The sequence below is a fragment of the Cognatishimia sp. genome (assembly GCF_049116455.1).
GTDB lineage: Bacteria > Pseudomonadota > Alphaproteobacteria > Rhodobacterales > Rhodobacteraceae > Cognatishimia.
Window position 1 is genome coordinate 1 of sequence record NZ_JAGDYW010000005.1, and the last position, 26,216, is coordinate 26,216.

Consider the following 26,216-nt stretch of genomic DNA (forward strand, 5'->3'; position numbering starts at 1 on the left):
CTCTAACCAACTGAGCTACAACCGCTCTCTGAAGTAATCCGCTGCGCCGTCTCCGTCGCTGCGGTGAGAGGGGGTTTAAGCTTAGCCCAAGTCATCGTCAAGCGATTTGCGATGACTAAATTACATTTTTTTCACTCTTTTGAAAAACCAGCTTTGCAACCTACCTAAATCCCTAAGAAATTAAGAGAATTTTCAAATAACTCGCCATCAATATCGCCATCTGACCTTTAACCTGCTGCAATGAAGCCCTTGGAATCACGTCAAAAATGGCTTGCGCACGAGGGATTTAAAAAATTTCGATAAAAGTCATTATTCGCTCTTGCCCTTCACCTGACTTAACGATTAAAAGCTGCCTCACCGGGTCGTTAGCTCAGTTGGTAGAGCGCTTCGTTTACACCGAAGATGTCGGGAGTTCGAGCCTCTCACGACCCACCATCACCCCTGCCCCGATTTGGTGGCGTATATCAAGGGTGATGCCGGAATGACCGCTGGCTTACCAACCAGCACTGAATATGGGTCGTTAGCTCAGTTGGTAGAGCGCTTCGTTTACACCGAAGATGTCGGGAGTTCGAGCCTCTCACGACCCACCATTCCCCATCGATCACCATCGACAATGACACGACCAACGTTCAATATCCGCTTGGCTGTTTCGCACATGTCCTTTCCATGGTATCCGCTGCGCAATGCAATTGGATTGTCATATCAGGAGCCAAGATGGCCGAAAACATCGCCCTTAAAGAAGAAAACTTCGACGAGAGCGTTTCAACTTTCGGGGATCGCTTGGTTGCCGCACGTGCTGCAAGCGGAATGTCCGTTGAAAACCTGGCGGCAAAGCTCGGTGTCGAGGCTTCAACACTTGAAAACTGGGAAACCAACGAAGATGAACCCAGGGCCAATCGCATTCAAACCATATCTGGATTACTGAACATCTCGGTTATTTGGCTCATTACCGGCGAAAGCAATGGCACGACAAATGTAGAGCAAGGCTATCGGCGCCCAGAGGTTGTGAATGAAACGCTTGGCGTCATTTCCGAGGTTAAAGCGTCACTATTGGCAGCACTCGATCGTATTGAGCAGCTTGAAAAGCGCATCAAATAGGGTGAGGTATCACCTACCCCAAATGTGAAATGCACCGCCATTTAGATATGGCAGGGCATTTCAGAAATCACATTTATCGCGCCTAATGTCCGCTGCGTTTTTGCGGCACCAAAGATCGCACCAGCGTGCTCATTTTCAACTCACCCACCGGTTCGCCCTCGTGTTTCACGAGATATGTACCACTGGATTCCCCGCCGGTCTGAGCAATGACTTGCTCTAGCGTATCTTCGCGCTGAATTTCACCCGCATGCGCGGTGCCTGAATTTAGTGGCTCCATGATCGAGCGGACCCGCAGAACCCGCGCGCGGTTGATGTCTGAAATGAAGTCAACGATGTAGTCGTCTTCAGGGTTCAGAAGAATGTGCTGCGGTTCGCCCTGCTGTACCACTTGACCATCTTTGAGGATCACCAGGTGATCCGCCAGTTTCAGCGCCTCATCCAGATCGTGACTGATAAAGACGATGGTCTTGTTCAGCTCGACCTGCAGCTCCAGTAGCAAATCCTGCATATCGGTGCGGATCAGAGGATCAAGGGCAGAAAAAGCCTCGTCCATCAGCATGATCGGCGCATTTGAGGTCAGCGCCCGCGCAATACCAACGCGTTGCTTCATGCCACCCGACAGTTGATGCGGATAGCTTTCCTCATAACCGCCCAGTCCAACACGCTCGAGCCATTTCTTGGCCTCTGGTTCATAATCAGCCTTGTCTTCCCCTCGCACAATCGGAGCGGTTGCTGTGTTTAGCAGAACGTTCCGGTGTGGCAGCAAAGCAAAGTGTTGAAAAACCATCGACATTTGCCGACGGCGCATGTCGCGCAGCTTGTCTTCGTCGTAGTCCAACACGTTTTCGCCTTGCACCAAAACCTGACCATCCGTTGGATCGATCAGTCGATTGATGTGACGCACAAGTGTGGATTTACCAGAGCCAGACAGTCCCATGATCACCGTGATCTCACCTTCCATGAGATCAACGTTGATGTCCTTTAAGCCCAAAACATGGCCATGGGTGGCCTGCAGCTCGTCTTTGCCCATGCCCGCGCGGACATGTTCCATTGCGCCCTCGGGGTTGCCCCCAAAGACCTTATAAAGATTGCGGATCGAAATCATTGGTTCACTCATGTCGTGCGCCTTTAGTGGTTCTGCGCAGCGTTGACACGCGCGAGTGCTGATTTGGTGACACGATCCAGAATGATCGCAAGGATAACGATGCCAAGACCAGCCACGAGGCCCACACCAAGCTCAAGGTTACGAATGCCGCGTAGCACCAAAACACCTAGACCCGGCGCTGAAACCAGCGAGGCAATCACAACCATGGCAAGGCTCATCATGATGGTCTGGTTGATACCGGCCATGATATTGGGCAGCGCCAATGGGATCTGCACTTGGTAGAGCTTTTGGCGTGGTGTCATACCAAATGCCTGCGCGGCTTCCAGCACGTCCTTGTCGACCATTCGAATGCCCAGATCCGTCAAGCGAACCACAGGAACAATAGCGTAGAGAATGATCGCAATGCCATAAAGCTTTGATTCCGTTACGCTAAACAAGAAGATCAGCGGGATCAGATAAACAAAGGTCGGCAGCGTTTGCAGCATGTCTAGAATGGGAATTGTGCCGCGTTGTAATCGATCCGATCGCGACATCGCAATGCCTATGGGCACCCCAAGTAGTACGCATATTGCGGCGCAGACAAAGACAATCGACAAGGTTTGGATGGCAGGCAAATAGTGATCGATAAAGGCCAAGCCAAGCATCGCACCTCCGACCGAAAGAACGATCGACCAAGATCGAGAGACAAAGTAGGTGATCAGTAGCAACAACGGGATCACAATCCACCAAGGTGTCGTTTCAGCCATCCACATCGCCCCGTCCAGCATCCAGCTTAGGGGCTCGGTGATCGGATCAAGAATAAAGCGTAGAGTGTCTTTGATGGCCAGAAACGCATCTTCTAGGCCAACTGTCAGATCACGTGACTTTGGAAATTTGTCACAAGCGTCATTGAGGGCATCCATCGATGGGAAGGGTAAGTCCCAGATGGTTTCTTCAACTTGGCCACCTTTTTTGCGTGCAAGTAAGTCCGCCATGGACAGGGGCGCATCTCCGCCACCTTCGTCACACCACTCTTTTAAGCCTGTGCCTTCAAACACAAAATCATAGGTCGCCATCGTCTGCCCCCGCGCTGTTCGCGCATAAAAACAAAGCCCGCGGCAAATGCGCGGGCTTTGTATCATTCATTTTAGTTTAGAAGAATTCTGCCAGTTTCTTGTTGGCATCTTCGCTAATCCAACCAGACCACATGTCTTTGTTGTTCAGCAAGAAGTACACAGCGGCCTCTTCATAGGTCGCTTTGTTGTCTTCCATCCAAGACAAGAAACCCAGAACGGTATCGTTGTCATATGACATCTTAGTCATAAACTCGGCAACCGCAGGCTCACGTGATGCGAAGTCTGTTGTAACGACTGTTTTCACAGGACCAACTGGCCAAGAGGAAACTCCTTCAGCTGTACATTCCGCATTTGCGGCACAAAGGAAGACTTCTTCATTGTATGGCACGCCAAGATCGACTTCGACCATGTCATATTTCGCCATCAAAGGATCCGGAGACCAGTAGTACCCGATCCATGGCTCTTGGCTTTCGTAAGCCGCACCAATGGATGTTGCCAGCGTTTCGCCGGAACCGTGAACGAAGATTTCATAACCTGCGTCGACTAGGCCAAAGTTGCGGGCCAGATCACCGTTTGTGTTTTTACACGCCCAGCCGTCTGGGCAGTTATGGAAGCGTCCACCAAGCAGCTCTGCGTTGGCAAGAACACCTTCAATAGTCGCAAGCTCAGGATTGGCGTCAACCATGTAGCGTGGCACCCACCAACCTTCGAGTCCGCCATCTGCCAGAACATCCGCAGCAGTGGTGATTTTGCCGGCATCTTGCAGCTCTTGATACGCAGGCGCACCGTTGATCCACAGCTCTGTCACGATGTCAGGCTTGCCGGTTTCAGCAACAGATACCAGTGATGGTGTGGTGGAAGACGGCACTTTTTGCACCGAACAGTCGTAACCATTTTCCATAATGAATTTGGCGATTTCGGTGATGATCGCACTGGAAGCCCAGTTCATTTCAGTGATGGAAACTTCACCACATTCATCAGCCATGGCAACGCCCGGCATCATCATCACACCAAAGGCTGCAGCGCCAAGTAACTTTTTAGACATAGATATCTCCCCTGTTGGCTCAAAATTATTGGTGAGCCATTTGCTTAGTAAAGCTAATCAATTGCAGACTATGCTGTCCAATCATAACCAAGGTTTCCGTGGCGTAAAGTAACCTTATGGACTTTATCTCTATGAGATGTAACGATTATGTGTAGGATAAAAGTGTCCTACTGATACTTAGTGTCAGCAAAGTAAGTTGATTGCTCATTCATTCAGAAGCGCAGATTATGGATCGAACCCACGCTACCCTCATGGCGCTTCGGCGCATCCTCCGAGTGACCGAATTGCATGGTCGTGAGGTTGCGAGATCAGTTGGCCTTACTCCGGTGCAATTGCGACTATTGAAGTTCATTTGCGACATTCCTTGCGCCAATGCGAAATCTTTGGCGAGTGAAATGCGAGTATCACAGGCAACAGTGACGACGCTTTTAGATAAGCTGGAATGTCACCAGCTGGTACAAAGGGAAATCTCGCCCAAAGATCGGCGGCAGAAAATGATCTCGCTTACAGCCAAAGGCCACACGGCCTTAGAGAATGCGCCCGACCCGATGCAGCGCCGTTTTTCGGAGCGGTTCGATCAGCTCGAAAGCTGGGAGCAAGGCATGCTACTGGCTTCGGTCGAACGGATTGCTTCTTTGCTGGATGCTGAAGATATCGATGCCGCCCCGATCCTGACCACGGGCAGCATGATTGACGAAGCCTATGTCGATACATTGAAGTCATTGCGCGTGGACCGAGGGTAGCCTGAAACGCGCGTTCAAATTCGCAGAGCAACGCCTACACGGCCCACAAAGTTTCTTACTTCGGCCCAATTTCCGGGCCTCAAAAGCCTGAATTCCTTGTGAAACCTACCTCAACACACTGTTTTACGAGGTTTCACATGTTTATGCGTCACGATGAATTTCGCAGCCCACAACCAGAACCGCGCCACGCGCGTCTGTTTGAACTGATGCGTCAGGGCAATGCCTACGCGGGTCAGAACCGTATCGCCGCAGCGGCAAGCTCCGATGAAATGGAAGCATTCCGCAATATGGCCTGCGCATCCCTGAAACGCTAAGTCTTAGCCACGGAACCCAGTGGCGACCACAAACTTCTCGGATGAATCTGCCCGAGAAGATGGCGGTTTGACGTTCACAACCTTGGTGAACTTTTGCTTCAGCAGCTTTTGCAGATCACCTTCCGCACCACCGGCCAGAACTTTAGCCACAAAGGTGCCGCCTTCATCCAGCACATCAAATGCAAAATAGGCTGCCGCTTCACAAAGTGCCATGATCCGTAAGTGATCAGTCTGTTTGTGCCCAGATGAAGATGCGGCCATGTCCGACATCACAACATCCGCATTGCCGCCCAGCCAGTCTTTGACTTTGACGTCAGCGTCATCTTCCATGAAATCAAGCTGATGCACTTCGGTTCCTGGCAATGGCTCGACCTCTTGCAGATCAACCCCTAAGACTGTGCCCACCTTTTTGCCCGGGCGTTCGCCCAGAGAATTCACGCGTTTCACAGCGACTTGCAGCCAGCCGCCCGGCGCGCAGCCCAAGTCCACCACTCGTGCACCCGGCACCAGAAAGCGGAACTTTTCGTCAAGTTCCAAAATCTTGAACGCCGCGCGCCCACGATACCCTTCTGCCTGAGCCCGTTTTACATAGGGATCATTCAACTGACGCTGCAGCCAAAGAGTCGAGCTCATAGTGCGACCGCGTGCGGTTTTCACCTTCACCTTAAGGTCACGCTGACCACGTCCGGATGTGTTTTTACTCTTCGGCATTATCTTCGTCCAAATGTTGGGCTGGGCGCTGCTTATGCCCTAGAATGGGCCATCTTCCAAGACACCATCTGCAGACATCTGTGCATAAAGCAGCCCTTCGCGCAGACCGCGATCCGCAACAGACAAACGATCTGTAGGCCAACAGCGCAACAAAGCCTGCAAAATCGCCGATCCTGACATAATCAACGCATGTCGATCCTGTCCAATTCGCGGGTCTTTGCGCCGCCCAGTCGGACCCAAACGCAGGTAATCATTGATCACAGCATCAATCTGCTCAGACGTCATACGCAGCCCGTCAACCTTGGTGCGGTCATACCGGCGCAGCCCCAGATGGCTTGCGGCAACGGTCGTGACAGTGCCGGAGGTGCCAACAATCTGAAAACCTTCTCGCGGTTGCTCGTCTTTATAGGGGGCGAACTCAGATAGGTTTTCCTCAAAGAACCAGCTCATCAGCGCAAAGCGCGCAGCATCATCCTCAACATCGTTGAACTGATCGCGTAGCGTTGCGACGCCCAAAGGCACAGAAATCCAATCCACTACACGTGCGGTTGGGAACATGGTTTCTATGTTCTGCAATCCGTGATGCATACGCATAATGGCCTTAGGGCGCTCGATCCGGTCCACTTTGGAAAGATCGATCCACACAAGTTCTGTAGAACCACCACCAATATCAACCACTAACAGCTGTTCTGTTTTGGTCGACACCAAAGGCGCGCAGCTGATCACCGCCAGACGTGCTTCTTCCTCGGGTGGGATAATTTCCAGCTGCAAGCCGGTCTCGCGCCGCACCTGTTTGATGAAGTCCCGCGAGTTCCGCGCCCGACGGCAAGCCTCGGTTGCCACAAGCCGCATGTGTTTCACACGGTGGCGTTTCAGTTTTTGCTGACAGATCCGCAAGGCCTGAATTGTGCGCCGCATCGAACCACGCGACAGACGCCCAGTCTTTTCCAGACCAGAGCCCAATTGGACGGATTTAGAAAAGCTATCAACCACATGAAACTGGTTGCCCTTCGGTTGGGCAATCAGCATGCGACAGCTGTTGGTACCCAAGTCCAGCGCCGCGTAAAGCTCGCTAGAATCAGGTTTTTTCGGCGCGGGGCTCTCTACCGCTTTCGGGAATGCGCCCGCACCTTTGGGACGCTTGGGCGCCATAGTCACGCCCTCCATTTCGAGTTACCTCCAACCTAGTCAGTTCACGACCTTCGCGCAATCCCTGTGATGGGCTAATGATGGCTTGGCTCATTATCTTCATTAGGATTTTTCAGCCCCTACCCCCTCGCCCCTTTAATCATTGGGCGCTACAAGGCAGAGGTCACCCATGAGGTCGCTCATGGCGGCCATTAAGTCGAAAACACGCTACGTGCCGATCCGCCCCCGCGCTAGGAAGGATTAGGCAATGTAAAGGAATCATGTCATGCCCGAAGTCACAGTTGTTTACTGGCGCGATATCCCCGCTCAGGTGATTGTGGGCAAAGGCCGTCGTGGTGCGAAAAAACAGCTTGATGAGCGGTTTGAGCAAGCCATTGATCGTGCTGCGATGAAATCCGGTGCGGCAGAAACCGACGATTATTTGGCGGAATGGCGCAAAGCGGATCCTTATATTGTGGACGGAGACCCTGCCGAGGTTGCGCAACAAGAAGCCGCCCGCCTTGAGGCAGAGTTTGATAAAGCGCGTCTGATCGCGCTAATTGACAACGATGGCCGGGCCTAAATCCGGCGGCATAAGGACAACGCTGATGGCGCTACTGAATTTCAAACGCAAGACGCAGACCGGTCAAACGGTCTCTCCGGTTGTGTCAGATTTCTTGCAGGATTTTTCCATCGAGGTCATGCCTCGTACCGCCGCTAAGGTCGAGAATTTTCAGGATATCCTGCCATCTGGTACCCGCGTTTACATCGCGCATATCGACGGCACACCGATCGAGGACATGGTTGGCACTGCAAAGCGTCTGGCGGATGAAGGCTTTGATGTCATGCCGCATTTCCCAGCCCGCATCATCCAAGACGCGGCAAAGCTGGAAAACTGGATCGCCATGTATCAAGGCGAGGCTGGCGTAAAACAAGCGCTGCTACTGGCCGGCGGTGTGAATGAACCAAAAGGCGATTTTGACAGCTCTATGCAGCTTTTGGACACAGGTCTGTTTGACAAGGCCGGCTTCACTCGCTTGCACGTTGCAGGCCACCCAGAGGGCAACAAAGACATTGATCCTGATGGGTCCATGAAAAACGTCAATGATGCGTTGAGCTGGAAACAAGAATTTTCCAAACGCACCGATGCGCAGATGGCATTGGCCACACAATTCTGCTTTGAATCCAAGCCAATCATTGAATGGGCAGATGGGCTGAAAGCCGCAGGCATCGATATTCCGGTGCATATCGGCATCGCAGGACCCGCGAAGCTGCAAACCATGATTAAATTCGCCATCGCTTGCGGCGTGGGACCTTCGCTGAAAGTTCTGCAAAAACGCGCGATGGATGTCACTAAGCTGATGTTGCCTTACGAGCCAACTCAGGTTGTGACCGAACTGGCAGAACACAAAGCTGCAAATCCAGAATTTAATATTGAAGCCGTGCATTTCTTCCCGCTCGGCGGCATCAAGACAAACGCTCAATGGGCGCAAGACAACGGAGCCGAAGCACCGGCTTCTCGTTCAACTTAAGGATCAACTATGACCCGTACGATCATCGAATCTAATACAAAAACAGCGATCATGGGCTTTGATCAGCCGTTCTGCGTCATCGGCGAGCGGATCAACCCGACAGGTCGCAAGATCCTGAACGCTGAACTGGAACAGGGTGATTTCTCTCGCGTTCAAGCCGACGCTTTGGCGCAGGTCGCGGCGGGCGCAACGGTTCTGGACATTAACTCTGGCGCGGTATTCTCCAACAAAATGGCCGAAGACGTGCGCTATGCGGACAACAACTTTGTTGAGCCTGGCTTGATGAAGCAGCTGGTCGAAAAAGTTCAGGAAGTCACTGACGTACCTCTCTGCATCGACAGCTCAGTTCCTGGTGCTTTGGAAGCAGGTCTAGAGGCCGCGAATGGTCGTCCGCTGCTCAACTCTGTAACCGGTGAAGAAGAGCGCCTGGAATTGGTTCTTCCGCTGGTCAAGAAATACAATGTGCCAGTCGTTGCGATTTCCAACGACGACACAGGTATTTCCGAAGACCCAGACGTGCGCTTCGCCGTTGCGAAAAAGATCGTTGAACGCGCAGCGGACTTTGGCATTCCAGCCCATGACATTGTGGTTGATCCTCTGGTGATGCCAATCGGCGCGATGGGCACTGCTGGCCTGCAGGTTTTTGCCCTGGTGCGTCGATTGCGCGAGGAACTGGGTGTGAACACCACGTGCGGTGCATCCAACATTTCTTTTGGTCTGCCAAACCGTCACGGCATCAACAACGGCTTCCTGCCGATGGCCATGGGCGCAGGCATGACCTCGGCGATTATGAACCCAGTGGCCCTGCCGATTGGCCCCAAGAAGATTGCTGAGAAGAAGGCGGCTGTGGAAGCCGCAGGTGTGATCTTGCCGGAAGGTATGGATGACGAGGCGTTTGTACAGCTCTTTGGCATGGGCTCCACAAAACCGCGCGCCGGTAAAGAGATGGAAGCCATCCGCGCTGCGAACTTCCTGACCAATAACGATGAAGGTGGTGCGGCGTGGATCAAGTTCAACGCTTCTGACGATGCGGCTGGTGGCCGTGGTCGCCGCGGTGGCGGTGGTCGTCGTCGTCGCGGTTAAAACATCGTTATACAAAAAAGGCCTCGCAACACTCTGATTGCGAGGCCTTTTTTGGTGAAAATCAACGCGCCTTCAGCTTGTTCGGAGCGCTTTAGCACGCGCAACCAGAGCCGCGGTCCCTGCGTGCAAACCCTCGGTTGAGCCCCCCTCTTCTACGGCGGGCGCAAGTTTCACTGCCAGTTCTTTGCCCAGCTCAACGCCCCATTGGTCGTAAGAGTTGATGCCGAGAATGGCACCCTCGACAAAGACACGGTGCTCATACAGCGCAATGATTTGGCCCAGAACAAAAGGTGTCAGCTTTTGATACATCAAGGTTGTCGATGGGCGATTGCCCGAGAAAACCCGCTGCATCGCATGAGCCTTGAGGGCGTCACCTTTATGCCCCTTAGCTTTCATGCGCGCCTCAGATGTCGCGTAGTCACGACCCAGCATCAGGGCTTCGGATTGCGCCAGACAATTTGACAGTAACGCGCGGTGGTGGTGCGCCAAATGTGGCTCATGCCCTTCTGCACCCACAATAAATTCACAAGGCACAACTTGCCGGCCCTGATGGATCAGCTGATAAAAGGCGTGTTGACCATTGGTGCCTGGCTCGCCCCAAACGATCGGTCCCACAGTCTGGTCAAGCGCATCCCCTGCAAGGCTAACACTCTTACCGTTGGATTCCATTTCCAACTGCTGCAGATAGGCAGGAAGACGCAGCAATCGGTTTTCATAAGGCAACACAGCGCGTGTGCCATAGCCGCAAATCTGGTGGTGCCAAATGCCGGTCAAGGCCAGTGCAAAGGCCATGTTGTCTGCAATTGGTGCTGTACGGAAGTGTTGGTCCATCGCCTGTCCACCGCGCAAAAACGCCATGAAATTATCAGGCCCAACCGCCAGCATCACCGACAGGCCAATCGGCCCCCACATTGAGTAGCGCCCGCCAACCCAATCCTCAAATCCAAAAACCCGCTCGGCCGAAATGCCAAAGGCTGCAGTTTCTTCTTCGGCTGTGGAAATCGCCGCAAATTGATCCGCTGGATTGCTGACTTTTGTGGCCATCCAATCAAACGCGCTTTTGGCGTTCATCATGGTTTCCATGGTGGTGAAGGTCTTTGATGCCACCAACACCAGAGTTGTCTCTGGATCGAGCCCCGCCAGCTTGTCTGCCAGATCTGCACCATCAACGTTGCTGACGAAATGACATTTCGGACCATCCGCAAATGGCGCCAGCGCCGGGTAGGCCATGGCCGGACCAAGGTCAGAACCGCCGATGCCGATATTCACCACATCGGTGATCGCGCCGCCCTGCCCTTTGAACGCACCAGATCGCACAGCATTCGCGAAATCCGCCATCTGCGCCAGTGTGGCCTTCACGCCCGGCATGACGTCCTCGCCATCCACAAAGACCGCATCGCCATCCAGATTGCGCAGCGCAGTATGCAAGACCGCGCGGTCTTCGGTTTCATTGATCTTTGCGCCTGCAAACATCGCATCGCGCTTGGCAGACACTTTCTTTTCCTCGGCCAATTCAATCAAGGCAGTATAGGTATCCGCATCGATATTGGTCTTGGAAAAGTCGAAAAACAGACCATCGGCCTCGACACCAAATTCTTCGACCCGATTGTCATCAAATAGATCGGTGATCTTACGATCTTTGGTGGCAGCTTGTAGCGCTTTCAGCGTATCCCACATGGGTTAACTCTCCGAATAATGGACGAATGCGCCGTCAAAAACAGCGCGGATTGGGGCCTCGGTAGGTGACAATGTCACAGCACGATCCAGTGCCTCGCGCTTGTCAACCCCTTTAAAAACAACATGTTTGCGCAGCGCGCCGTTCAAGACATGCGCCGCCAAGGTGATGCGCGCCTCTGGCTGGCTTTCTGGCCGCACCGGGATCAAAGCCGGTGCATCCGGTGCAAGCGCTGCCTGCAATTCCGCTGAATCTGGAAACAACGACGCTGTGTGCATGTCTGCTCCCATGCCCAAAACGGCGACGGCAACCGGCAGCCGCGCTTCGATGCCTGGTATCAACTCCGGAAGGCCTTCTTCGGGTTCCTCCGTCGGCACATAAAGCGGCAACAATGTCGCCTCTGCGGCGCGATCCACCAATAGGCGCTCTTTCAGCAATTTAGTGTTGCTACGTTCATGGTGACCCGGAACCCAGCGTTCATCGGTCAGGATGATGTCCACCCGCGACCAATCAATGTCAGCTGCACATAGCGCATCAAAAATCGGCCCCGGCGTAGTCCCGCCCGGCACCGCCAACAAAGCGCGATCCTGATGCAACAATGCGGCGCTCAAATCACCTGCAATCTGTTGCGCCACATTCAACGCCATCATATCGAAATCTGCGTAAGTCTCTAAATTCATGCGCCAATCTCTCTCCACTCGCGGCCATCGCGTTGCATCAGCAACGCGGCATCTGTTGGCCCTTGGCTATAGCTGTCATAGGGTTTGGGCACGTCATTGACCGCTTCCCAGCCCTGAATGATCGGGTCAGTCCAGGCCCAAGCCGCCTCAACTTCATCATCCCGCATAAAGAGCGTCTGGTTGCCTCGGATTACATCCATGATCAGACGCTCATAGGCATCTGGCGTATCCGCGTGATCACCCAGAGTTTCGGCAAATGACATGTCCAGCGGCACATCCATCAAACGCATGCCACCAGGACCCGGTTCTTTGATGGTCACTTTCAACGTGATGCCTTCATCTGGCTGCAACTGAATGCGCAGCTCATTGCGTGCGCCCCCCGCTTCGGCCCCGAAAATCGAGTGCGGCGTGTCTTTGAACACCACAATGATCTCAGAATCCCGCGCCTGTAGCCGTTTGCCGGTGCGTAGATAAAATGGCGTGTTAGCCCAACGCCAGTTCTGCACATGGCATTTCATGGCAATAAAGCTTTCGGTCCAAGATTTCGGGTTTTCGACATCGTCGCGGAACCCCTGCTCATCTTGGGTTTCGCTATATTGTCCCCGCACGATATGATGCGACTCTACAGGTTCCAATGCACGGATAACCTTAAGCTTTTCATCACGCACCGCGTCAGGATCAAACTTTGCTGGAGGCTCCATCGCCGTCAGGCACAATAGCTGCATCAGATGGTTCTGCACCATATCACGCATCGCGCCAGAATTGTCGTAATAGCCACCGCGCCCACCAACGCCAACTTGCTCGGCGACTGTGATCTGCACGTGATCAATGTACTGGCTGTTCCAAAGCGGCTCAAACAGCATATTGCCAAAGCGCACAGCCATCAGGTTCTGCACGGTCTCTTTACCCAGATAGTGATCAATCCGGTAAATCTGACTTTCGTCAAAATGCGCTGATAGCACCTTGTTCAGAGCACGTGCGGTTTCCAGATCGTGCCCAAAGGGTTTTTCGACCACGATCCGCGTCTCCGGGTTTACCAGCTTGTGCTTGTGCAAACGCATCGCGAGATCATCAAATAGGCTGGGCCCAACAGAGAAATAAAAGGCCCGCACAGCCGTATCACGCATCTTCTGCGCCAGCTCAGGCCAGCCGGTCTCTCCAAGTGCATCGATGGTGACATAGTCCAGTGATGCCAAAAATCCTCTTAACTCATCGGCACTAACCGCGTCACCCAAAGCGTCCTCGACAGCACTTTTGGCAAAATCGACAAAGGCTGCCTGATCCATCTCAGTGCGTGCAGCCCCAATGATCCGAGACCCATCCGGCACCTGTCCATCCGCGAAACGTTTGAAAAGACCCGGCAAAATCTTACGGCGCGCCAGATCCCCAGTACCGCCAAAGATGATAAGGTCGAATTGTTCAACCGGAATAATGCGCGAAACCATGAGATCTCCCCACCCTGCTTTAACCGCCCTGCCGGCGAATTTACGTTAGCGCTAACGGCGCTATATCAATCCTCGCTTCCGCAAACAAGAGTCAATCACATGTCCGTCATGGCGACTCAAACGGGTTTGCAGATGCGTTGAACTTCGATAGCACAAAAGAAACACAGGATTGACAGGCTCATGAAAGATAACGCGAATTTCGGTAAATTTGAGGACGCTTTTGTTACGGCAAAGGGCGAAGAACGTGCGCATGTGGCCCTGACGGATCCGCAGACGCTGTGGTTCAACACCGGAACACTGTGCAATATCGAATGCGAAAACTGTTATATTTTAAGCTCTCCAACCAATGATGCGCTGGTTTATCTGACCGCAGATGAGGTCAGCGACTACCTTGATCAGCTTGAAACCCGCAACTGGGGCGTGCGTGAGATCGCATTTACCGGTGGTGAACCCTTTATGAACCCGGACATGGTGGAAATGACCCGTCGGTCGCTGGAACGCGGTTATGAGGTGCTTATCTTGACCAACGCGATGCTGCCAATGCAACGCAAAAAGGTCAAAGAAGGCCTGCTGGAACTGCACAAGGATTATGCCAGCAAGCTGACCTTCCGGATTTCTGTTGATCATTGGTCTGCCGAGCTGCACGACAAAGAACGCGGCAAAGGCAGCTTTGATAAAACCGTGACCGGCATGGAATGGCTGCGCGACAATGGTTTTCAAATGGCCGTCGCCGGACGCACCGTTTGGGGCGAAAGTGATGCAGAATCTCGCACGGGTTATGCGGAGTTCTATGCAAAGCATAGCTTTGAGATTGACGCACAAAACCCTGGAATAACTGTTCTTTTCCCAGAAATGGATGAAAAGGTTGAAGTGCCTGAAATCACAACGGCCTGCTGGGGTATTCTTGATAAATCCCCAACCCAGGTCATGTGCTCAAACTCTCGTATGGTGGTCAAACATAAGGGCGCTGACACCCCATCTGTGATTGCCTGCACCCTGCTGCCCTATGAGCGTGAATTTGACATGGGTCCAACGCTCGAAGACGCCGAAAAGCCGGTCCAGTTGAACCACCCGCACTGCGCGAAATTCTGCGTTCTTGGAGGCGCCAGCTGCTCTGCGTGACCTGATCCTTTAGGCTGTCGAAAATCAGCAATATTTCGTTATTGTTTATCAGGGACTTACCCTAAAACTGACGAAAGCGGCATGCTTTCGTGGGCTCTGCCATTGCACCCTACATCCGGGGTCTGTTATAAAAATGACAACAAAATATTGATGTCAAAAAGAAGCGAGCACGGTACGTGAACGACACGCCAGAAACGCCTGAAAACGAAGAAGAAACCCCAGTCGCTCGTATGGAGCATGAGGGACCTTCGATCTCTATTGAAGAGGAAATGCGCACCTCCTATCTCGATTACGCGATGAGCGTGATCGTGAGCCGTGCGATTCCTGACCTGCGCGACGGGTTGAAACCGGTGCACCGCCGCATCCTTTACGCGATGCATGAAACCGGAAACACCCACGATAAATCCTATCGTAAATCCGCACGTCCAGTTGGCGATGTTATGGGTAAATATCACCCGCATGGTGACAGCGCGATCTATGATGCCTTGGTACGTATGGCGCAGGATTTCTCGATGTCCCTGCCGCTTTTGGACGGTCAGGGTAACTTTGGCTCTATGGACGGCGACAACCCGGCGGCGATGCGTTACACCGAAGTGCGCATGGACAAACCGGCGGCCTTTGTTCTTGCGGATATCGAAAAAGACACGGTCGATTTCCAAGACAACTACGATGGCAAAGACCGTGAGCCAACGGTTCTGCCTGCGCGTTTCCCAAATATGCTGGTCAACGGTGCTGGCGGTATTGCGGTTGGTATGGCGACCAATATCCCACCACATAACCTCGGCGAAGTCTGCGAAGCTACGCTGGCCTTGATCGAAAACCCTGATCTGTCCAGCGAAGAGCTGATCGAATATGTTCCAGGCCCAGACTTTCCAACAGGCGGCATCATGTTGGGTCGATCCGGCGCCCGCAAAGCCTATCTTGAGGGCCGCGGCTCTGTAATTGTACGTGCCAAAACCCGCGTGGAAGAGATTAGGAAAGACCGCTACGCCATTGTTATTGATGAAATTCCTTATCAAGTTAACAAGGCAGCGATGATCGAAAAGATCGCCGAGCAAGTGCGTGAGAAAAAGGTCGAAGGCGTCGCCCACGTTCAGGATGAATCCGACCGTAACGGTGTGCGTGTCGTCGTGGAGCTCAAGCGTGACGCGACAGCCGAGGTTGTTCTGAACCAGCTCTTCCGCTTCACTCCGATGCAGACCTATTTTGGCTGCAACATGTTGGCGCTGAATGGTGGTCGCCCAGAGCAGCTGACCCTGCGCGCCTTCCTGACATCCTTTATCGACTTCCGTGAAGACGTTGTTGCGCGCCGTACTGCTTATGAGCTGCGCAAAGCACGCGAACGCAGCCATATCCTTTGTGGTTTGGCCGTAGCGGTGTCCAACGTCGACGAAATCGTCGCCACCATCCGCTCTTCTGCGGATGCTGCTGAAGCACGAGCCAAGTTGATGGAGCGCCGCTGGCCGGCCTCTGATATCGCTGCCTATATCCAGCTGATCGACGATCCGACCCATAAGATCAACGATGACGGCACTTATTATCTGTCAGAAACCCAAACCCGCGCGATCTTGGACTTGCGCCTGCAGCGTCTGACGCAAATTGGTGTGAAAGAAGTCACTGATGAGCTCGAAGAACTGGCGGGCAAGATCAAGGAATACCTTGAAATCCTATCGTCCCGCGAACGCATCATGGGTTTAATTTCAGACGAACTGACTGAAGTTAAAGAGAAATTCTCCGTACCACGTCGCACCGAGATCGTTGATTGGTCCGGCGACATGGACGATGAAGACCTGATCGAGCGCGAAGACATGGTCGTGACCGTCACCTCCGGTGGCTACATCAAACGGACTGCTCTAGCTGATTTCCGCGCTCAAAAACGCGGCGGTAAGGGCATTTCCGGGATGCAGACCAAAGAAGAGGACGTTGTCACAACCCTCTTTGTGGCCAACACCCATACGCAACTCTTGTTCTTCACCACCGATGGTATGGTTTATAAGCTGAAAACCTGGCGTCTGCCGCTGGGTGGCCGGACTGCCAAAGGCAAAGCGATCATCAACATTTTGCCAATCCCGCAGGGTGTTTCCATTGCAGCGATCATGCCTGTCGATCGCGACGAAAAAGAGTGGGACGATCTTCAAGTTGTCTTTGCCACTGACCATGGTACCGTACGCCGCAACAAGCTCAGCGATTTCACAAATGTGAAGTCCAACGGCAAAATTGCCATGAAGTTTGAAGGAGATAACGCGGATTGGAAGATGATCAATGCCCGCATCGCATCGAACGATGATGATGTCATGTTGGTCACCAATTCTGGTCGCGCAATCCGCTTCCCGGCAACGGACGTCCGGGTGTTTAACTCGCGTGCCTCAACCGGTGTGCGCGGTGTGAAACTGGGGGACAACGATAAAGTTGTCTCGATGTCGATCATCCGTCACTTCGAAGCAACCACAGATGAACGTTCCGCCTATTTGAAAATGCGCCGCGCTGTTGCCGGTGCAGTTGATGACGAAGGTACTTCAGACGAAGAATCCAATGAAAACGCATCGATTTCTCAGGAACGCTATGCGGAAATGTCTGCGGCTGAAAACCTGATCCTGACGATCACGACCGGTGGCGCTGGCAAATTGTCCAGCTCACATGACTATCCGGTGCGTGGCCGTGGCGGCATGGGTGTAGCTGCGATGGACAAAGCCATGCGTGGCGGTGAATTGGTCGCGTCATTCCCTGTGGAACTGGGCGATCAGATCATGTTGGCGACCTCGAAAGGTCAATCGATCCGCGTACCTGTTGATGGCATCTCCTTCCGCAGCCGCTCTGCGGGTGGCGTGAAAGTCTTCAACACCGGCAAAGGTGAAGAAGTTGTTTCCGTCGCTTGGATCGCGGAGCAGAATGAAGAAGACGAAGAAGGTGGCGCAGAAGAGTAATCTTCTGCCCATCACAAAATCAAAAAAGCCCGCTTTAAGAAGCGGGCTTTTTCTTTATACATCATAAAGTTCCGAGAACTTCTTCTCGAGATAGTTGAGCATTGGTTCCGGTCCAGGCTCCATGCCGCTTGCCAACGCAATGGTTTCATGTGGGGACCGCAGCGCACCATGTTGCTGTAACTTATCGCGCAACCATCCTGTGGCGACCGAAGTATTTCCATCGCGCAGTTGCGCATCCAGATCGGTGACATCCTTGCGCAGCGCCTCATGCAGGCAACCCGCATAGACGTTGCCCAACGCATAGGTCGGGAAATATCCAAAGAGACCCACGGACCAGTGCACGTCCTGCAGCACACCGTTGCTTGGCTTATCAACCGCATATCCGAAATCGGCTTCAAAGCGGTCATTCCAAGCGGCTTCCAGATCCGCAACAGCCAGATCACCACTCATCAAGGCGCGCTCCAGGTCAAAGCGCAGCATGACATGCAGATTGTACTGTATTTCATCTGCTTCCGTGCGGATGTAGCCTTTGTTCACACTGTTGACTGTCTTGTAGAAGTCTTCTTCAGAAGAGACATCAAACTCGTCAAAGTGATCGCACATCAGGTCAAACAGCCAACCGGTAAAGGCGCGTGAACGGCCCAATTGGTTTTCATAAATACGGCTTTGACTTTCATGCACGCCCATCGACACACCACGACCCAGAGGGCTTAGAAGGTAAGCATTATCAATGCCTTGCTCATAGCAGGCATGACCAACTTCGTGGATTGTCGAATAGAAACAATTGAACGGATCATCCGTACTGACACGGGTCGTGATGCGCACATCTTGACCGGAGCCAGAGCTGAATGGATGCACCGCTTTGTCGATACGACCATTGTTAAAGTCATAACCAAAGGCACGTGCCAGTTTGTCAGACACTTCAAGCTGCGCTTTTTCTGGATATAGGCCCGTCAATGCACGTGGCGCTTGCGCGTCCAGCACTTTGGCGCGCAAATCCACTAGACGTGGCCGCATCGCATCAAAGATTTCGGCTAAACGCACGGCGGTCATGTCTGGCTCATAGTCATCCAGCATGGCGTCATAGACGTCGCCACCCTGCGCCAGTGCCTGACCTTCTTCGCGTTTGAGGCGCACAACCTCTTCTAAGGCTGGCAAGAAGGCCGCCACATCTTCAGCAGCACGGGCTTTGGCCCAAGTGCCTTGTGACATGCTGGTGACGCGCGCGATGGCAGCGGCAAGATCAGCAGGGATTTTTGAAGTCCGCTCGTAAGAGCGACGGATTTCCCGCACCTGCGCTTGACCTGCAATATCCAAGGCGCTCACATCGATGGCGTCCAGCCATTTTGCGATCTTTGGATCAATGCGGCGCGCGTGCAGGACTTTCTCCATCGCGGCCATTTCGTCGCCACGCTGAGGTGCTGCGCCAGCTGGCATCATGGTTTCCTGATCCCAACCCAGACGACCCGCCACTTGGGCCAATGCCTCGGTATCCTTTTGAAACGCCATCAAATCATTGAGAGCATTCATAATATCCTAACCTCCCTTAATCCCAGTCGAGATTGGATAGTGGCTGAGGAAACGGGCCCGCAGGATCAACACCCAAACGGCAACTGCTGTCAACTGGTGCAAAATCGCAAGCTGCCAAGGGGCGATATACAAAACTGTCATAATTCCGAGTACCGCCTGAATCGTCATAGCTGCCATGACGAGATTGAATGCAAAGCGGGTTTTGTCATGCGCAGAGCCACGCGCGCGGCGCCAAACAACTATGGTGAAGGCAAAAAGAAGATAGGCCCAGACACGATGCATGAACTGAACGGTGCCTGCGTTTTCAAAGAAATTTGACCAAAGCGGAATCAGTTCAAACATGCCCTCCGGCAGGATACGTCCGCCCATCAACGGCCAATCGGTGTAGCTGCGGCCAGCGTCGATACCAGCAACCAGCGCGCCGAGCAGGATTTGAAGGCCGCTGGCATGCAAAAGGCCCGTTGATAGAGAAAACAGTTTCGCTTCTTTGCCACGACGCGCCTGCAGCAGATCACGCTCTTCACGGCCCAACAGGAAGACGTACCATGCAATGAAACCAAGGATAACAAAGGCCAACCCCAAGTGTGTGGCCAGACGATAAGAGGCCACATCCAGCATCGTGCCCTCCAGTCCAGAGGATACCATCCACCAACCGATTGCACCTTGCAGACCACCCAATGCGCCAATCAGGAACAAGCGTCCTGTCCAGCCAGTCGGGATATTTCGTGTGGCTGCAAAGCCCAGGAAACCTACCGCCCAGACAAGGCCCATCACACGGCCCAGCTGACGATGACCCCATTCCCACCAATAGATGGTTTTGAATTCAGCAAGGCTCATGCCTTTGTTTTGCAACTGATATTCTGGGATCTGTTTGTATTTTTCGAATTCTTCAAGCCAGACCGCTTCGCTGGTCGGAGGCACAGCCCCCGTGACGGGTTTCCATTCGGTGATCGAAAGCCCGCTGTCTGTCAAACGGGTCAGCCCGCCGACGACGATCATTGTGACAACAAGCGCAAACAACACCATCAACCATGCACGAATACCGCGCCGCGCGCCCTTTGGGGCGGCATCGATCGCACCTTTGGCTGTTGATTGGGCCGTTGCTTGGTTTGGCTTCTGGTCGGCTACATCTTCGAAAATACTACGCTTTTGGCTCATCTTACTGTCCTTGCGGTTTGATCGGAGACTAGGGCTGAGCCCTCTGCTCTTCAAGCCAGTCCGGTGGATTTTTATCGCGCTGCGGCGGTTGGTCCGACTAGTCTTTGCGCCGCAACAGCTGACGCAACATGCCATGCATCATCTGGGCATCCGCACGTGTCAACGGCAGGCGCGACCACATGTTGCGCAGGTTGACCTTCATGTTCTCGGCCTTTGCTTCTGGGTAAAAAAACCCGGCCTCATCCAATCGCTGTTCATAATGGCGTGCAAGGGCTTCGACCTCAGAGTGGTTGGCCCATTCGGTTTTGGCCAGTTCCATACGTTCGGGTTCAACCTCAACGGTGCCGCGCATCCATTCATAAGCGGTCAGCAAAACACATTGCGCCAAGTTTAACGATGCATATTCCGGATTTACCGGCACGTTGATGATCGCGTTGGCATATGAAATGTCTTCGTTTTCCAGCCCAGAGCGTTCCGGGCCAAACAAGACTGCCACCTTTTCACCTGCTGCGATCTTCTCTCGCGCCACCTGCATGGCGTGTTCAGGAGTCATGACAGGCTTGGTCAAATCCCGCGCCCGCGCCGTGGTGGCAAAGACATATGTGCAATCCCCAATGCTTTCCGCCACAGAACTGCAAATCTGTGCCTCATCCAACAGGCGCCCTGCCCCCGATGACATCGCCACAGCCTTTTGGTTTGGCCATCCATCGCGCGGGTTCACAATGCGCATGCGGTCCAAACCAAAGTTCCACATCGCACGCGCGGCCCCACCGATGTTCTCACCCATTTGCGGGCGCACCAAAACAATTGCGGGCTGTGGATTTGGATTTGGCATGGTGGACTCCATCTGAATTCAGCGGCTCATACCCAGAGCATGCTTGCAAAACAAGTCATCTCGCAGTTTACTTGCATTTAACAAGTGATTTAAGGAGACCCCAATGGCTTATGACGAAGGACATTTGGCGCTGTTGCGTGATGATTTGGTGGATTATCCGGGTATCGTGGAAAAGAAGATGTTTGGCGGTATCTGTTTCATGTTGAACGGCAATATGTTGTGCGGCGTTCATAAAGGTGGCGGGATGTTTCGGGTCGGCAAAGAGCTGGAACCCGAAGCTTTGAGCATCGAAGGCGCAAACAAAATGGCTTTCACCAAACGCCCTATGCCCGGTTTTATTGATGCTGATGAGGATCTTTTCGAAGACGACATACGGCGGCAGCAAATCCTTGCGCTGGCAAAGGCTTACGTGGGCGCGATGCCATCTAAATGACGCTTCTGGATGGCCAAGGCGCGTTTTCCACGTTATAGCAGCCAAAAGACGTTCCGGGAAATGCACTATGTCTGACATCGAGCAACCACAGATTTATCTGATCACACCGCCAGAATTTGAACTCAGCACCTTTCCAACGCAGCTTGCGCGGGTGTTGGATGAGGTTGACGTCGCTTGTGTGCGTGTCGCCATGGCGACCCGGGATGAAGACCGTCTAAGCCGCGCTGCAGACGCTGTGCGCGAGGTTTGCTATCCACGCGATACAGCACTGGTCATTTCAGAACACTTGCTGCTGGCGGAACGCCTGGGCTTGGATGGGGTGCATCTTGTCGACGGGTCTCGGTCGGTGCGCAAAGTGCGCAAAGACCTAGGCGACGATGCGATTGTTGGCACGTTCTGCGGCGCATCGCGCCATGACGGGATGAATGCGGGCGAAATGGGTGCAGATTACGTTTGTTTTGGTCCGGTTGCCGAAACGCCTTTGGGCGATGGCACCCTTGCAGAGCATGAGCTTTTTGAATGGTGGTCACAGATGATCGAAGTGCCCGTTGTCGCTGAAGGCGCGCTGCACGAGGATACCATCCGTACCCTGGCGCCAGTGACGGATTTCTTTGGTATCGGCGAAGAGATCTGGCGCGAAGATGACCCGCTGGCGCGCATGAAGCAATTCATGGCGGCGATGAAGTGATCTTAGGGTGGGGTTTCACCCCACCATTCTATTTGTAGCGTATTTCGATGGGTTAAACCCCAACCTAGCTACAAAAACACCCGCTCAATAACCCAGTAAGCCCCTACCAAGGCAATCGCAGCAGATGCCGGGTTGGCGATATAGTTTTTGTACCAAGGCTTTGAGCCAAACCAGAGACCAACCGCAAGGAAGGCCACTGCAATCACTGTTAGCTGACCAAGCTCGACACCGATGTTGAAGCCAAGCAGTGCTGGAATAAATTGCCCAGCCGGCAGGCCAAAGTCGCCAAGCACTGAGGCAAATCCCAAGCCATGCAACAGCCCAAAGCCAAATACCACGATGGGTCGCCACTTGTTCAGCCCCTTTGACAGGATGTTTTCCACCCCGACATAGACGATTGAGGCCGCAATAATGGGCTCAACGATGCTGCCAGGAACAGTGATGACCCCCAAAGCCCCCAAGGCCAAGGTCACCGTATGTGCAGCTGTGAAGGCGGTGACTTGCCAAAGCAAGGCTCCCATCCGCAGGGAAAGAAAAAACAGCCCCAACACAAACAAGATATGATCCAACCCTTTGGGCAGAATGTGATCAAAACCAACGGGGATATAGCTGACAAAACTCTGCCACCCAGTCATGGCTGCCCCGCCTGCAAGCGCAATGTCAGGTGTTGTCTCACCGCCCACAAGAAAGCCCGTATAGGGTTCTTCGACGCCTTGTTGACGAATAACAATTTCACCGTAACCGGCACCCCAAGCAAAGGAAATGTCCCGCGCCTCTGCTGGCAAGTTTGCTGTAAATTGAACCGCGCTCAAACGCGCGACCTCTGGCAAGGCTATGACGGGCGTTTTGATGGACTGAAATGCCAGGGCAACTGCAGTTTCGCCGCTACTTACCACCAACCCTTTAGCGAAATCATCAGCCTGCGCTGCAAAAAGCGCCTCGATGTCAGCACCGGTTTGATTTTGCAGGGCATCATAATTCACGGCCCCATCCGCATCATTGGTGTCGCGGACCCCATCAAGGTTTAATTCGGCCAAAAACGCCTCTGCATTCATTTGCAGATCAAGAACCAATGTCCCATCGGTCACGGTAAAGTCTGCAATCGTTGGATTCAGCTCATGTGCACGCGAAGGTGAAGCGAAAAATGCCATCGAAAGAATTGACAATATCACCCATTGCGTCAGCTTATGGGGCAAGCCCTTTGAAAGGTCCATCATGCGCCTCGTTACATCACTTCTTTTTGCGGTTTTGGCCGCCTCGCCTAGTCTTAGCCATGAGTTCTGGATCGAGCCAGAGGTTTTTCAGATCGAAGCGGGGGAAACGCTGAATGCAAATTTCCGCAATGGGCAGGAATTTAAAGGTGGGGCGCTCAGTTGGTTTGATCGCCGAACACGTCGTTCGGAAATACATTTAAATGGCAATATGACCGAATATTCCGGGCGCGATGGAGATATTCCCGCGGTGTCGTTCATAACGTCGACACAGGGCCTAATCAGCTTCGCCCATGAAACAACCCGCAATCGGATCAGCTATGAAGACGCCGCCAAGTTTGACGCCTTTGTCACACACAAAGACTTAGATACGTCAGCTCATCCAAACCCGAGCTACCCCATCACCGAAGGCTATGTACGATATGCCAAGTCGCTGGTTGCGATTGGTCATGGCGAAGGCAGTGATCAGTCAACCGGGCTTGAGATTGAATTTGTTGCATTAAAAAACCCCTATTCCGATGATCTTACCGACGGGCTTTCATTTCAACTCCTCTATCAGAACCAACCACGCGCCAATGCGCAGGTTGAGGTTTTTGAACGCGCTCCAAACGATGAGGTCCATATTTTCCTATTGCGCACGGATCTGAACGGAGAGGTTACGATCCCGGTCAAATCAGGGTTCGACTATCTTCTCGATTCCGTTCTTCTGCGCTCGCGACCGGAAGATAAAATCAATAAAGACGGCATGATTTGGGAAAGCATATGGGCCTCTATGACTTTTACTGTTCCTGAATGATCCACCTCTTGTCTTGGGGCCACTTTGTCGCCAAAAGCGGTCTATGACCAAATCACATGATATTCTCTGCATTGGCTCTGTTCTGTGGGACGTGATCGGCCGCGCGCCGGTGCATATGCGTCAAGGCTCTGACGTCGCCGGACGCATCACCCGTCTGCCCGGCGGCGTGGCCATGAACATCGCGATGACTTTTGCGCGCTTTGGCCTTAAGGCCTCGCTTTTGACCGCGATTGGCCGTGACACTCAGGGCGATGAGCTGATCGAAGCCTGCGAAGAGTTGGGCATGGAAACCAGCCATGTTTACCGATCCGAAGATCTGCCAACCGATCGCTATATGGCGGTAGAAGGCGCAAACGGATTGATTGCTGCGATTGCCGACGCACACTCGCTCGAAGCTGCAGGTAGTAAAATCCTACGCGCGCTGAATGACGGCACATTGGGGAGCGAAGAGACCCCTTACGAAGGCTACATCGCACTTGATGGCAACCTCACACAAAGCCTGCTTGAAAAAATCGCTGTGAGCCCGGCCTTTGCTAATGCTGATCTGCGTGTGGCTCCGGCTTCTCCCGGAAAAGCAGAGCGCCTGCTGCCCTTCTTAGTGCATAAACGTGCAACGCTTTATGTGAACCTCGAAGAAGCAAGTCTGCTCTGCCAGAAAGAATTCACCTCATCTGGAGAAGCCGCCGCTGGATTGCTTGAGCGTGGCGCTCTACGCGCGCTGGTCACTGATGGTGGCAATAGCGCAAGCGACGCGACGCCGGATGGCGTCATCACGCAGGTTCCCCCATCCGTTATGGTCACCCGTGTGACCGGTGCTGGCGACACGTTCATGGCCGCCCATATTGCTGCGGAAAATGAAGGCGCTGACCGCGACGAAGCTCTTAACCGCGCGATCCGCGCAGCCGCTATTTACGTATCCGGAGGCAACCCGAAATGAGCCTATTTGTCATGTCACCAGAAGTGGCCAAAGCCAAAGAGGCAGACACACCGATTGTAGCGCTGGAAAGCACCATCATCACGCACGGCATGCCCTACCCGCAAAACGTCGAAGTGGCGCGTAAGGTTGAAGCCACAGTGCGTGAACATGGCGCAACGCCAGCGACAATCGCAGTAGTGGATGGTGTGCTGCACATCGGCCTGGATGATGCACAATTGGAAGCGCTTGCAACAGCCAAAGACGTGATGAAAGTCTCGCGTGCAGACATGCCGGTTTGTATTGCAACCGGTCGCACGGGTGCAACCACGGTTGCTGCGACCATGATCGGCGCGCATATGGCGGGCATCAAGGTTTTTGCAACCGGTGGCATTGGTGGCGTACACAAGGGCGCGGAACTCAGCTTTGATGTCTCCGCTGACCTGACAGAGCTGGCCGCGACCCCGGTCAGCGTCGTGGCTGCCGGTGCAAAAGCTATTCTCGATATTCCAAAAACCTTAGAAGTGCTGGAAACCCAGGGTGTGCCTGTGATCGCCTACGGCCAAGACAGCTTCCCGGCGTTCTGGTCTCAGCACTCTGATCTCGCCGCCCCGCTACGCCTGGACACAGCCAAAGAGATCGCAGCCAGCCACGCCATGCGTGGCCAAATGGGCTTACCCGGTGGTCAGCTGATCGCAAACCCGATCCCGGCAGAAGCAGAGATCGCTGCCGAAGTATTAGCACCGATCATTGCACAGGCCACTGAAGAGGCCGATGCCCAAGGTGTTAGCGGCAAAGGCGTGACGCCCTTCTTGTTGGCACGTATTTTCGAATTGACCGACGGACGTTCCCTAGAGGCCAATATTGCCCTGGTTCTGAACAATGCGCGTCTGGCATCTGAAATTGCCGTCGAACTTTGCTCTTTGGAGGGTTAACGCCCTGCCATTACCACGTTATTGAAGCTTGAGGCACAAGACCTTATCTAGCCAGAA

At 53.4% G+C, this 26,216-nt stretch carries 25 protein-coding genes and 2 tRNA genes; 15 read left to right on the top strand and 12 right to left on the bottom strand.

Annotated elements, in window-relative coordinates:
• The first annotated feature begins 359 nt into the window (after positions 1-359).
• The 3 genes from JXQ85_RS11970 to JXQ85_RS11980 all read left to right on the top strand — a co-directional run bounded on the left by JXQ85_RS11970 (position 360) and on the right by JXQ85_RS11980 (position 1,098).
• A tRNA-Val gene (locus JXQ85_RS11970) sits at positions 360-435 on the top strand.
• Between the two features lie 79 nt (positions 436-514).
• Positions 515-590 (top strand) — tRNA-Val (locus tag JXQ85_RS11975).
• 124 nt (positions 591-714) lie between these two features.
• Positions 715-1,098 carry a helix-turn-helix domain-containing protein gene (locus JXQ85_RS11980; RefSeq protein WP_421749167.1) on the top strand — a complete coding sequence of 128 codons (384 nt, stop codon included), beginning with the start codon at positions 715-717 and terminating at the stop codon, positions 1,096-1,098.
• Positions 1,099-1,180: 82 nt separating this feature from the next.
• On the opposite strand, the gene JXQ85_RS11985 is transcribed toward JXQ85_RS11980, so the two are convergent.
• The 3 genes from JXQ85_RS11985 to JXQ85_RS11995 all read right to left on the bottom strand — a co-directional run bounded on the left by JXQ85_RS11985 (position 1,181) and on the right by JXQ85_RS11995 (position 4,303).
• Positions 1,181-2,215, bottom strand: coding sequence for a quaternary amine ABC transporter ATP-binding protein (locus tag JXQ85_RS11985; RefSeq protein WP_421749168.1), 1,035 nt, complete (start codon positions 2,213-2,215; stop codon positions 1,181-1,183).
• 11 nt (positions 2,216-2,226) lie between these two features.
• Positions 2,227-3,258 carry an ABC transporter permease gene (locus JXQ85_RS11990; RefSeq protein ID WP_421749169.1) on the bottom strand — a complete coding sequence of 344 codons (1,032 nt, stop codon included), beginning with the start codon at positions 3,256-3,258 and terminating at the stop codon, positions 2,227-2,229.
• 76 nt (positions 3,259-3,334) lie between these two features.
• On the bottom strand, positions 3,335-4,303 hold the full coding sequence (locus JXQ85_RS11995) for an ABC transporter substrate-binding protein (RefSeq protein WP_421749170.1): 969 nt from the start codon (positions 4,301-4,303) through the stop codon (positions 3,335-3,337).
• A gap of 227 nt (positions 4,304-4,530) precedes the next feature.
• On the opposite strand from JXQ85_RS11995, the gene JXQ85_RS12000 reads away from it, so the two are divergent.
• Both JXQ85_RS12000 and JXQ85_RS12005 read left to right on the top strand, forming a co-directional pair.
• Positions 4,531-5,046, top strand: coding sequence for a MarR family winged helix-turn-helix transcriptional regulator (locus JXQ85_RS12000; RefSeq protein WP_421749171.1), 516 nt, complete (start codon positions 4,531-4,533; stop codon positions 5,044-5,046).
• Positions 5,047-5,183: 137 nt separating this feature from the next.
• Entirely contained in the window at positions 5,184-5,360 is a 177-nt protein-coding gene (locus JXQ85_RS12005) for a hypothetical protein (RefSeq protein WP_421749172.1), read from the top strand.
• Between the two features lie 3 nt (positions 5,361-5,363).
• Here the strand turns inward: JXQ85_RS12005 and JXQ85_RS12010 are convergent, their stop codons facing one another.
• Positions 5,364-6,071, bottom strand: a complete 708-nt coding sequence (locus tag JXQ85_RS12010; RefSeq protein WP_421749173.1) for an RlmE family RNA methyltransferase — start codon at positions 6,069-6,071, stop codon at positions 5,364-5,366.
• Positions 6,072-6,110: 39 nt separating this feature from the next.
• Positions 6,111-7,223 (bottom strand): Ppx/GppA phosphatase family protein, encoded by a 1,113-nt coding sequence (locus JXQ85_RS12015; RefSeq protein WP_421749174.1) that lies wholly within the window; start codon positions 7,221-7,223, stop codon positions 6,111-6,113.
• 262 nt (positions 7,224-7,485) lie between these two features.
• Here JXQ85_RS12015 and JXQ85_RS12020 point away from each other — a divergent pair, with 262 nt between their 5' ends.
• Genes JXQ85_RS12020 through JXQ85_RS12030 form a run of 3 tightly spaced genes read left to right on the top strand, consistent with a single transcriptional unit; the run spans position 7,486 to position 9,814 of the window.
• Positions 7,486-7,782, top strand: a complete 297-nt coding sequence (locus JXQ85_RS12020; RefSeq protein ID WP_421749175.1) for a virulence factor — start codon at positions 7,486-7,488, stop codon at positions 7,780-7,782.
• 25 nt (positions 7,783-7,807) lie between these two features.
• Entirely contained in the window at positions 7,808-8,731 is a 924-nt protein-coding gene (locus JXQ85_RS12025) for a methylenetetrahydrofolate reductase (protein ID WP_421749176.1), read from the top strand.
• Positions 8,732-8,740: 9 nt separating this feature from the next.
• Positions 8,741-9,814 carry a methyltetrahydrofolate cobalamin methyltransferase gene (locus JXQ85_RS12030; RefSeq protein ID WP_421749177.1) on the top strand — a complete coding sequence of 358 codons (1,074 nt, stop codon included), beginning with the start codon at positions 8,741-8,743 and terminating at the stop codon, positions 9,812-9,814.
• A gap of 72 nt (positions 9,815-9,886) precedes the next feature.
• On the opposite strand, the gene pgi is transcribed toward JXQ85_RS12030, so the two are convergent.
• From pgi to zwf, 3 genes are read right to left on the bottom strand one after another with little or no spacing between them, the layout of a single operon-like run.
• Positions 9,887-11,491, bottom strand: a complete 1,605-nt coding sequence (pgi, locus tag JXQ85_RS12035; RefSeq protein WP_421749178.1) for a glucose-6-phosphate isomerase — start codon at positions 11,489-11,491, stop codon at positions 9,887-9,889.
• A gap of 3 nt (positions 11,492-11,494) precedes the next feature.
• A complete protein-coding gene (pgl, locus tag JXQ85_RS12040; RefSeq protein ID WP_421749179.1) occupies positions 11,495-12,169 on the bottom strand; it encodes a 6-phosphogluconolactonase in 675 nt (224 codons plus the stop codon).
• The gene (gene zwf, locus JXQ85_RS12045) at positions 12,166-13,614 is read right to left on the bottom strand and encodes a glucose-6-phosphate dehydrogenase (protein ID WP_421749180.1); all 1,449 of its coding nucleotides are present in this window, start codon (positions 13,612-13,614) and stop codon (positions 12,166-12,168) included. Before zwf ends, pgl begins: the two co-directional genes overlap by 4 nt.
• 180 nt (positions 13,615-13,794) lie before the next feature.
• Here zwf and JXQ85_RS12050 point away from each other — a divergent pair, with 180 nt between their 5' ends.
• On the top strand, positions 13,795-14,736 hold the full coding sequence (locus JXQ85_RS12050) for a radical SAM protein (RefSeq protein WP_421749181.1): 942 nt from the start codon (positions 13,795-13,797) through the stop codon (positions 14,734-14,736).
• A gap of 176 nt (positions 14,737-14,912) precedes the next feature.
• The gene (gene gyrA, locus JXQ85_RS12055) at positions 14,913-17,660 is read left to right on the top strand and encodes a DNA gyrase subunit A (protein ID WP_421749182.1); all 2,748 of its coding nucleotides are present in this window, start codon (positions 14,913-14,915) and stop codon (positions 17,658-17,660) included.
• A gap of 54 nt (positions 17,661-17,714) precedes the next feature.
• On the opposite strand, the gene JXQ85_RS12060 is transcribed toward gyrA, so the two are convergent.
• The 3 genes from JXQ85_RS12060 to JXQ85_RS12070 form a co-directional block, all read right to left on the bottom strand.
• The gene (locus JXQ85_RS12060; protein ID WP_421749183.1) at positions 17,715-19,190 is read right to left on the bottom strand and encodes a carboxypeptidase M32; all 1,476 of its coding nucleotides are present in this window, start codon (positions 19,188-19,190) and stop codon (positions 17,715-17,717) included.
• Positions 19,191-19,196: 6 nt separating this feature from the next.
• Complete coding sequence (gene ctaA / locus JXQ85_RS12065) at positions 19,197-20,348, bottom strand: heme A synthase (RefSeq protein WP_421749184.1); 1,152 nt, start codon at positions 20,346-20,348, stop codon at positions 19,197-19,199.
• Between the two features lie 97 nt (positions 20,349-20,445).
• On the bottom strand, positions 20,446-21,183 hold the full coding sequence (locus tag JXQ85_RS12070) for an RNA methyltransferase (RefSeq protein ID WP_421749185.1): 738 nt from the start codon (positions 21,181-21,183) through the stop codon (positions 20,446-20,448).
• Positions 21,184-21,286: 103 nt separating this feature from the next.
• Between JXQ85_RS12070 and JXQ85_RS12075 the strand changes: the two genes are divergently transcribed.
• Together JXQ85_RS12075 and JXQ85_RS12080 are read left to right on the top strand one after the other, a co-directional pair.
• Positions 21,287-21,616: a TfoX/Sxy family protein gene (locus JXQ85_RS12075; protein WP_421749186.1), complete on the top strand. Its 330-nt coding sequence runs from the start codon at positions 21,287-21,289 to the stop codon at positions 21,614-21,616.
• Between the two features lie 67 nt (positions 21,617-21,683).
• Positions 21,684-22,304, top strand: coding sequence for a thiamine phosphate synthase (locus JXQ85_RS12080; RefSeq protein ID WP_421749187.1), 621 nt, complete (start codon positions 21,684-21,686; stop codon positions 22,302-22,304).
• Positions 22,305-22,372: 68 nt separating this feature from the next.
• On the opposite strand, the gene JXQ85_RS12085 is transcribed toward JXQ85_RS12080, so the two are convergent.
• The gene (locus JXQ85_RS12085) at positions 22,373-23,455 is read right to left on the bottom strand and encodes a HupE/UreJ family protein (RefSeq protein WP_421749188.1); all 1,083 of its coding nucleotides are present in this window, start codon (positions 23,453-23,455) and stop codon (positions 22,373-22,375) included.
• 64 nt (positions 23,456-23,519) lie between these two features.
• On the opposite strand from JXQ85_RS12085, the gene JXQ85_RS12090 reads away from it, so the two are divergent.
• From JXQ85_RS12090 to JXQ85_RS12100, 3 genes are read left to right on the top strand one after another with little or no spacing between them, the layout of a single operon-like run.
• Complete coding sequence (locus tag JXQ85_RS12090) at positions 23,520-24,311, top strand: DUF4198 domain-containing protein (RefSeq protein ID WP_421749189.1); 792 nt, start codon at positions 23,520-23,522, stop codon at positions 24,309-24,311.
• A gap of 43 nt (positions 24,312-24,354) precedes the next feature.
• Positions 24,355-25,248, top strand: a complete 894-nt coding sequence (locus tag JXQ85_RS12095; RefSeq protein ID WP_421749190.1) for a PfkB family carbohydrate kinase — start codon at positions 24,355-24,357, stop codon at positions 25,246-25,248.
• On the top strand, positions 25,245-26,159 hold the full coding sequence (locus JXQ85_RS12100; protein WP_421749191.1) for a pseudouridine-5'-phosphate glycosidase: 915 nt from the start codon (positions 25,245-25,247) through the stop codon (positions 26,157-26,159). Before JXQ85_RS12095 ends, JXQ85_RS12100 begins: the two co-directional genes overlap by 4 nt.
• The last annotated feature ends 57 nt before the right edge of the window (positions 26,160-26,216 follow it).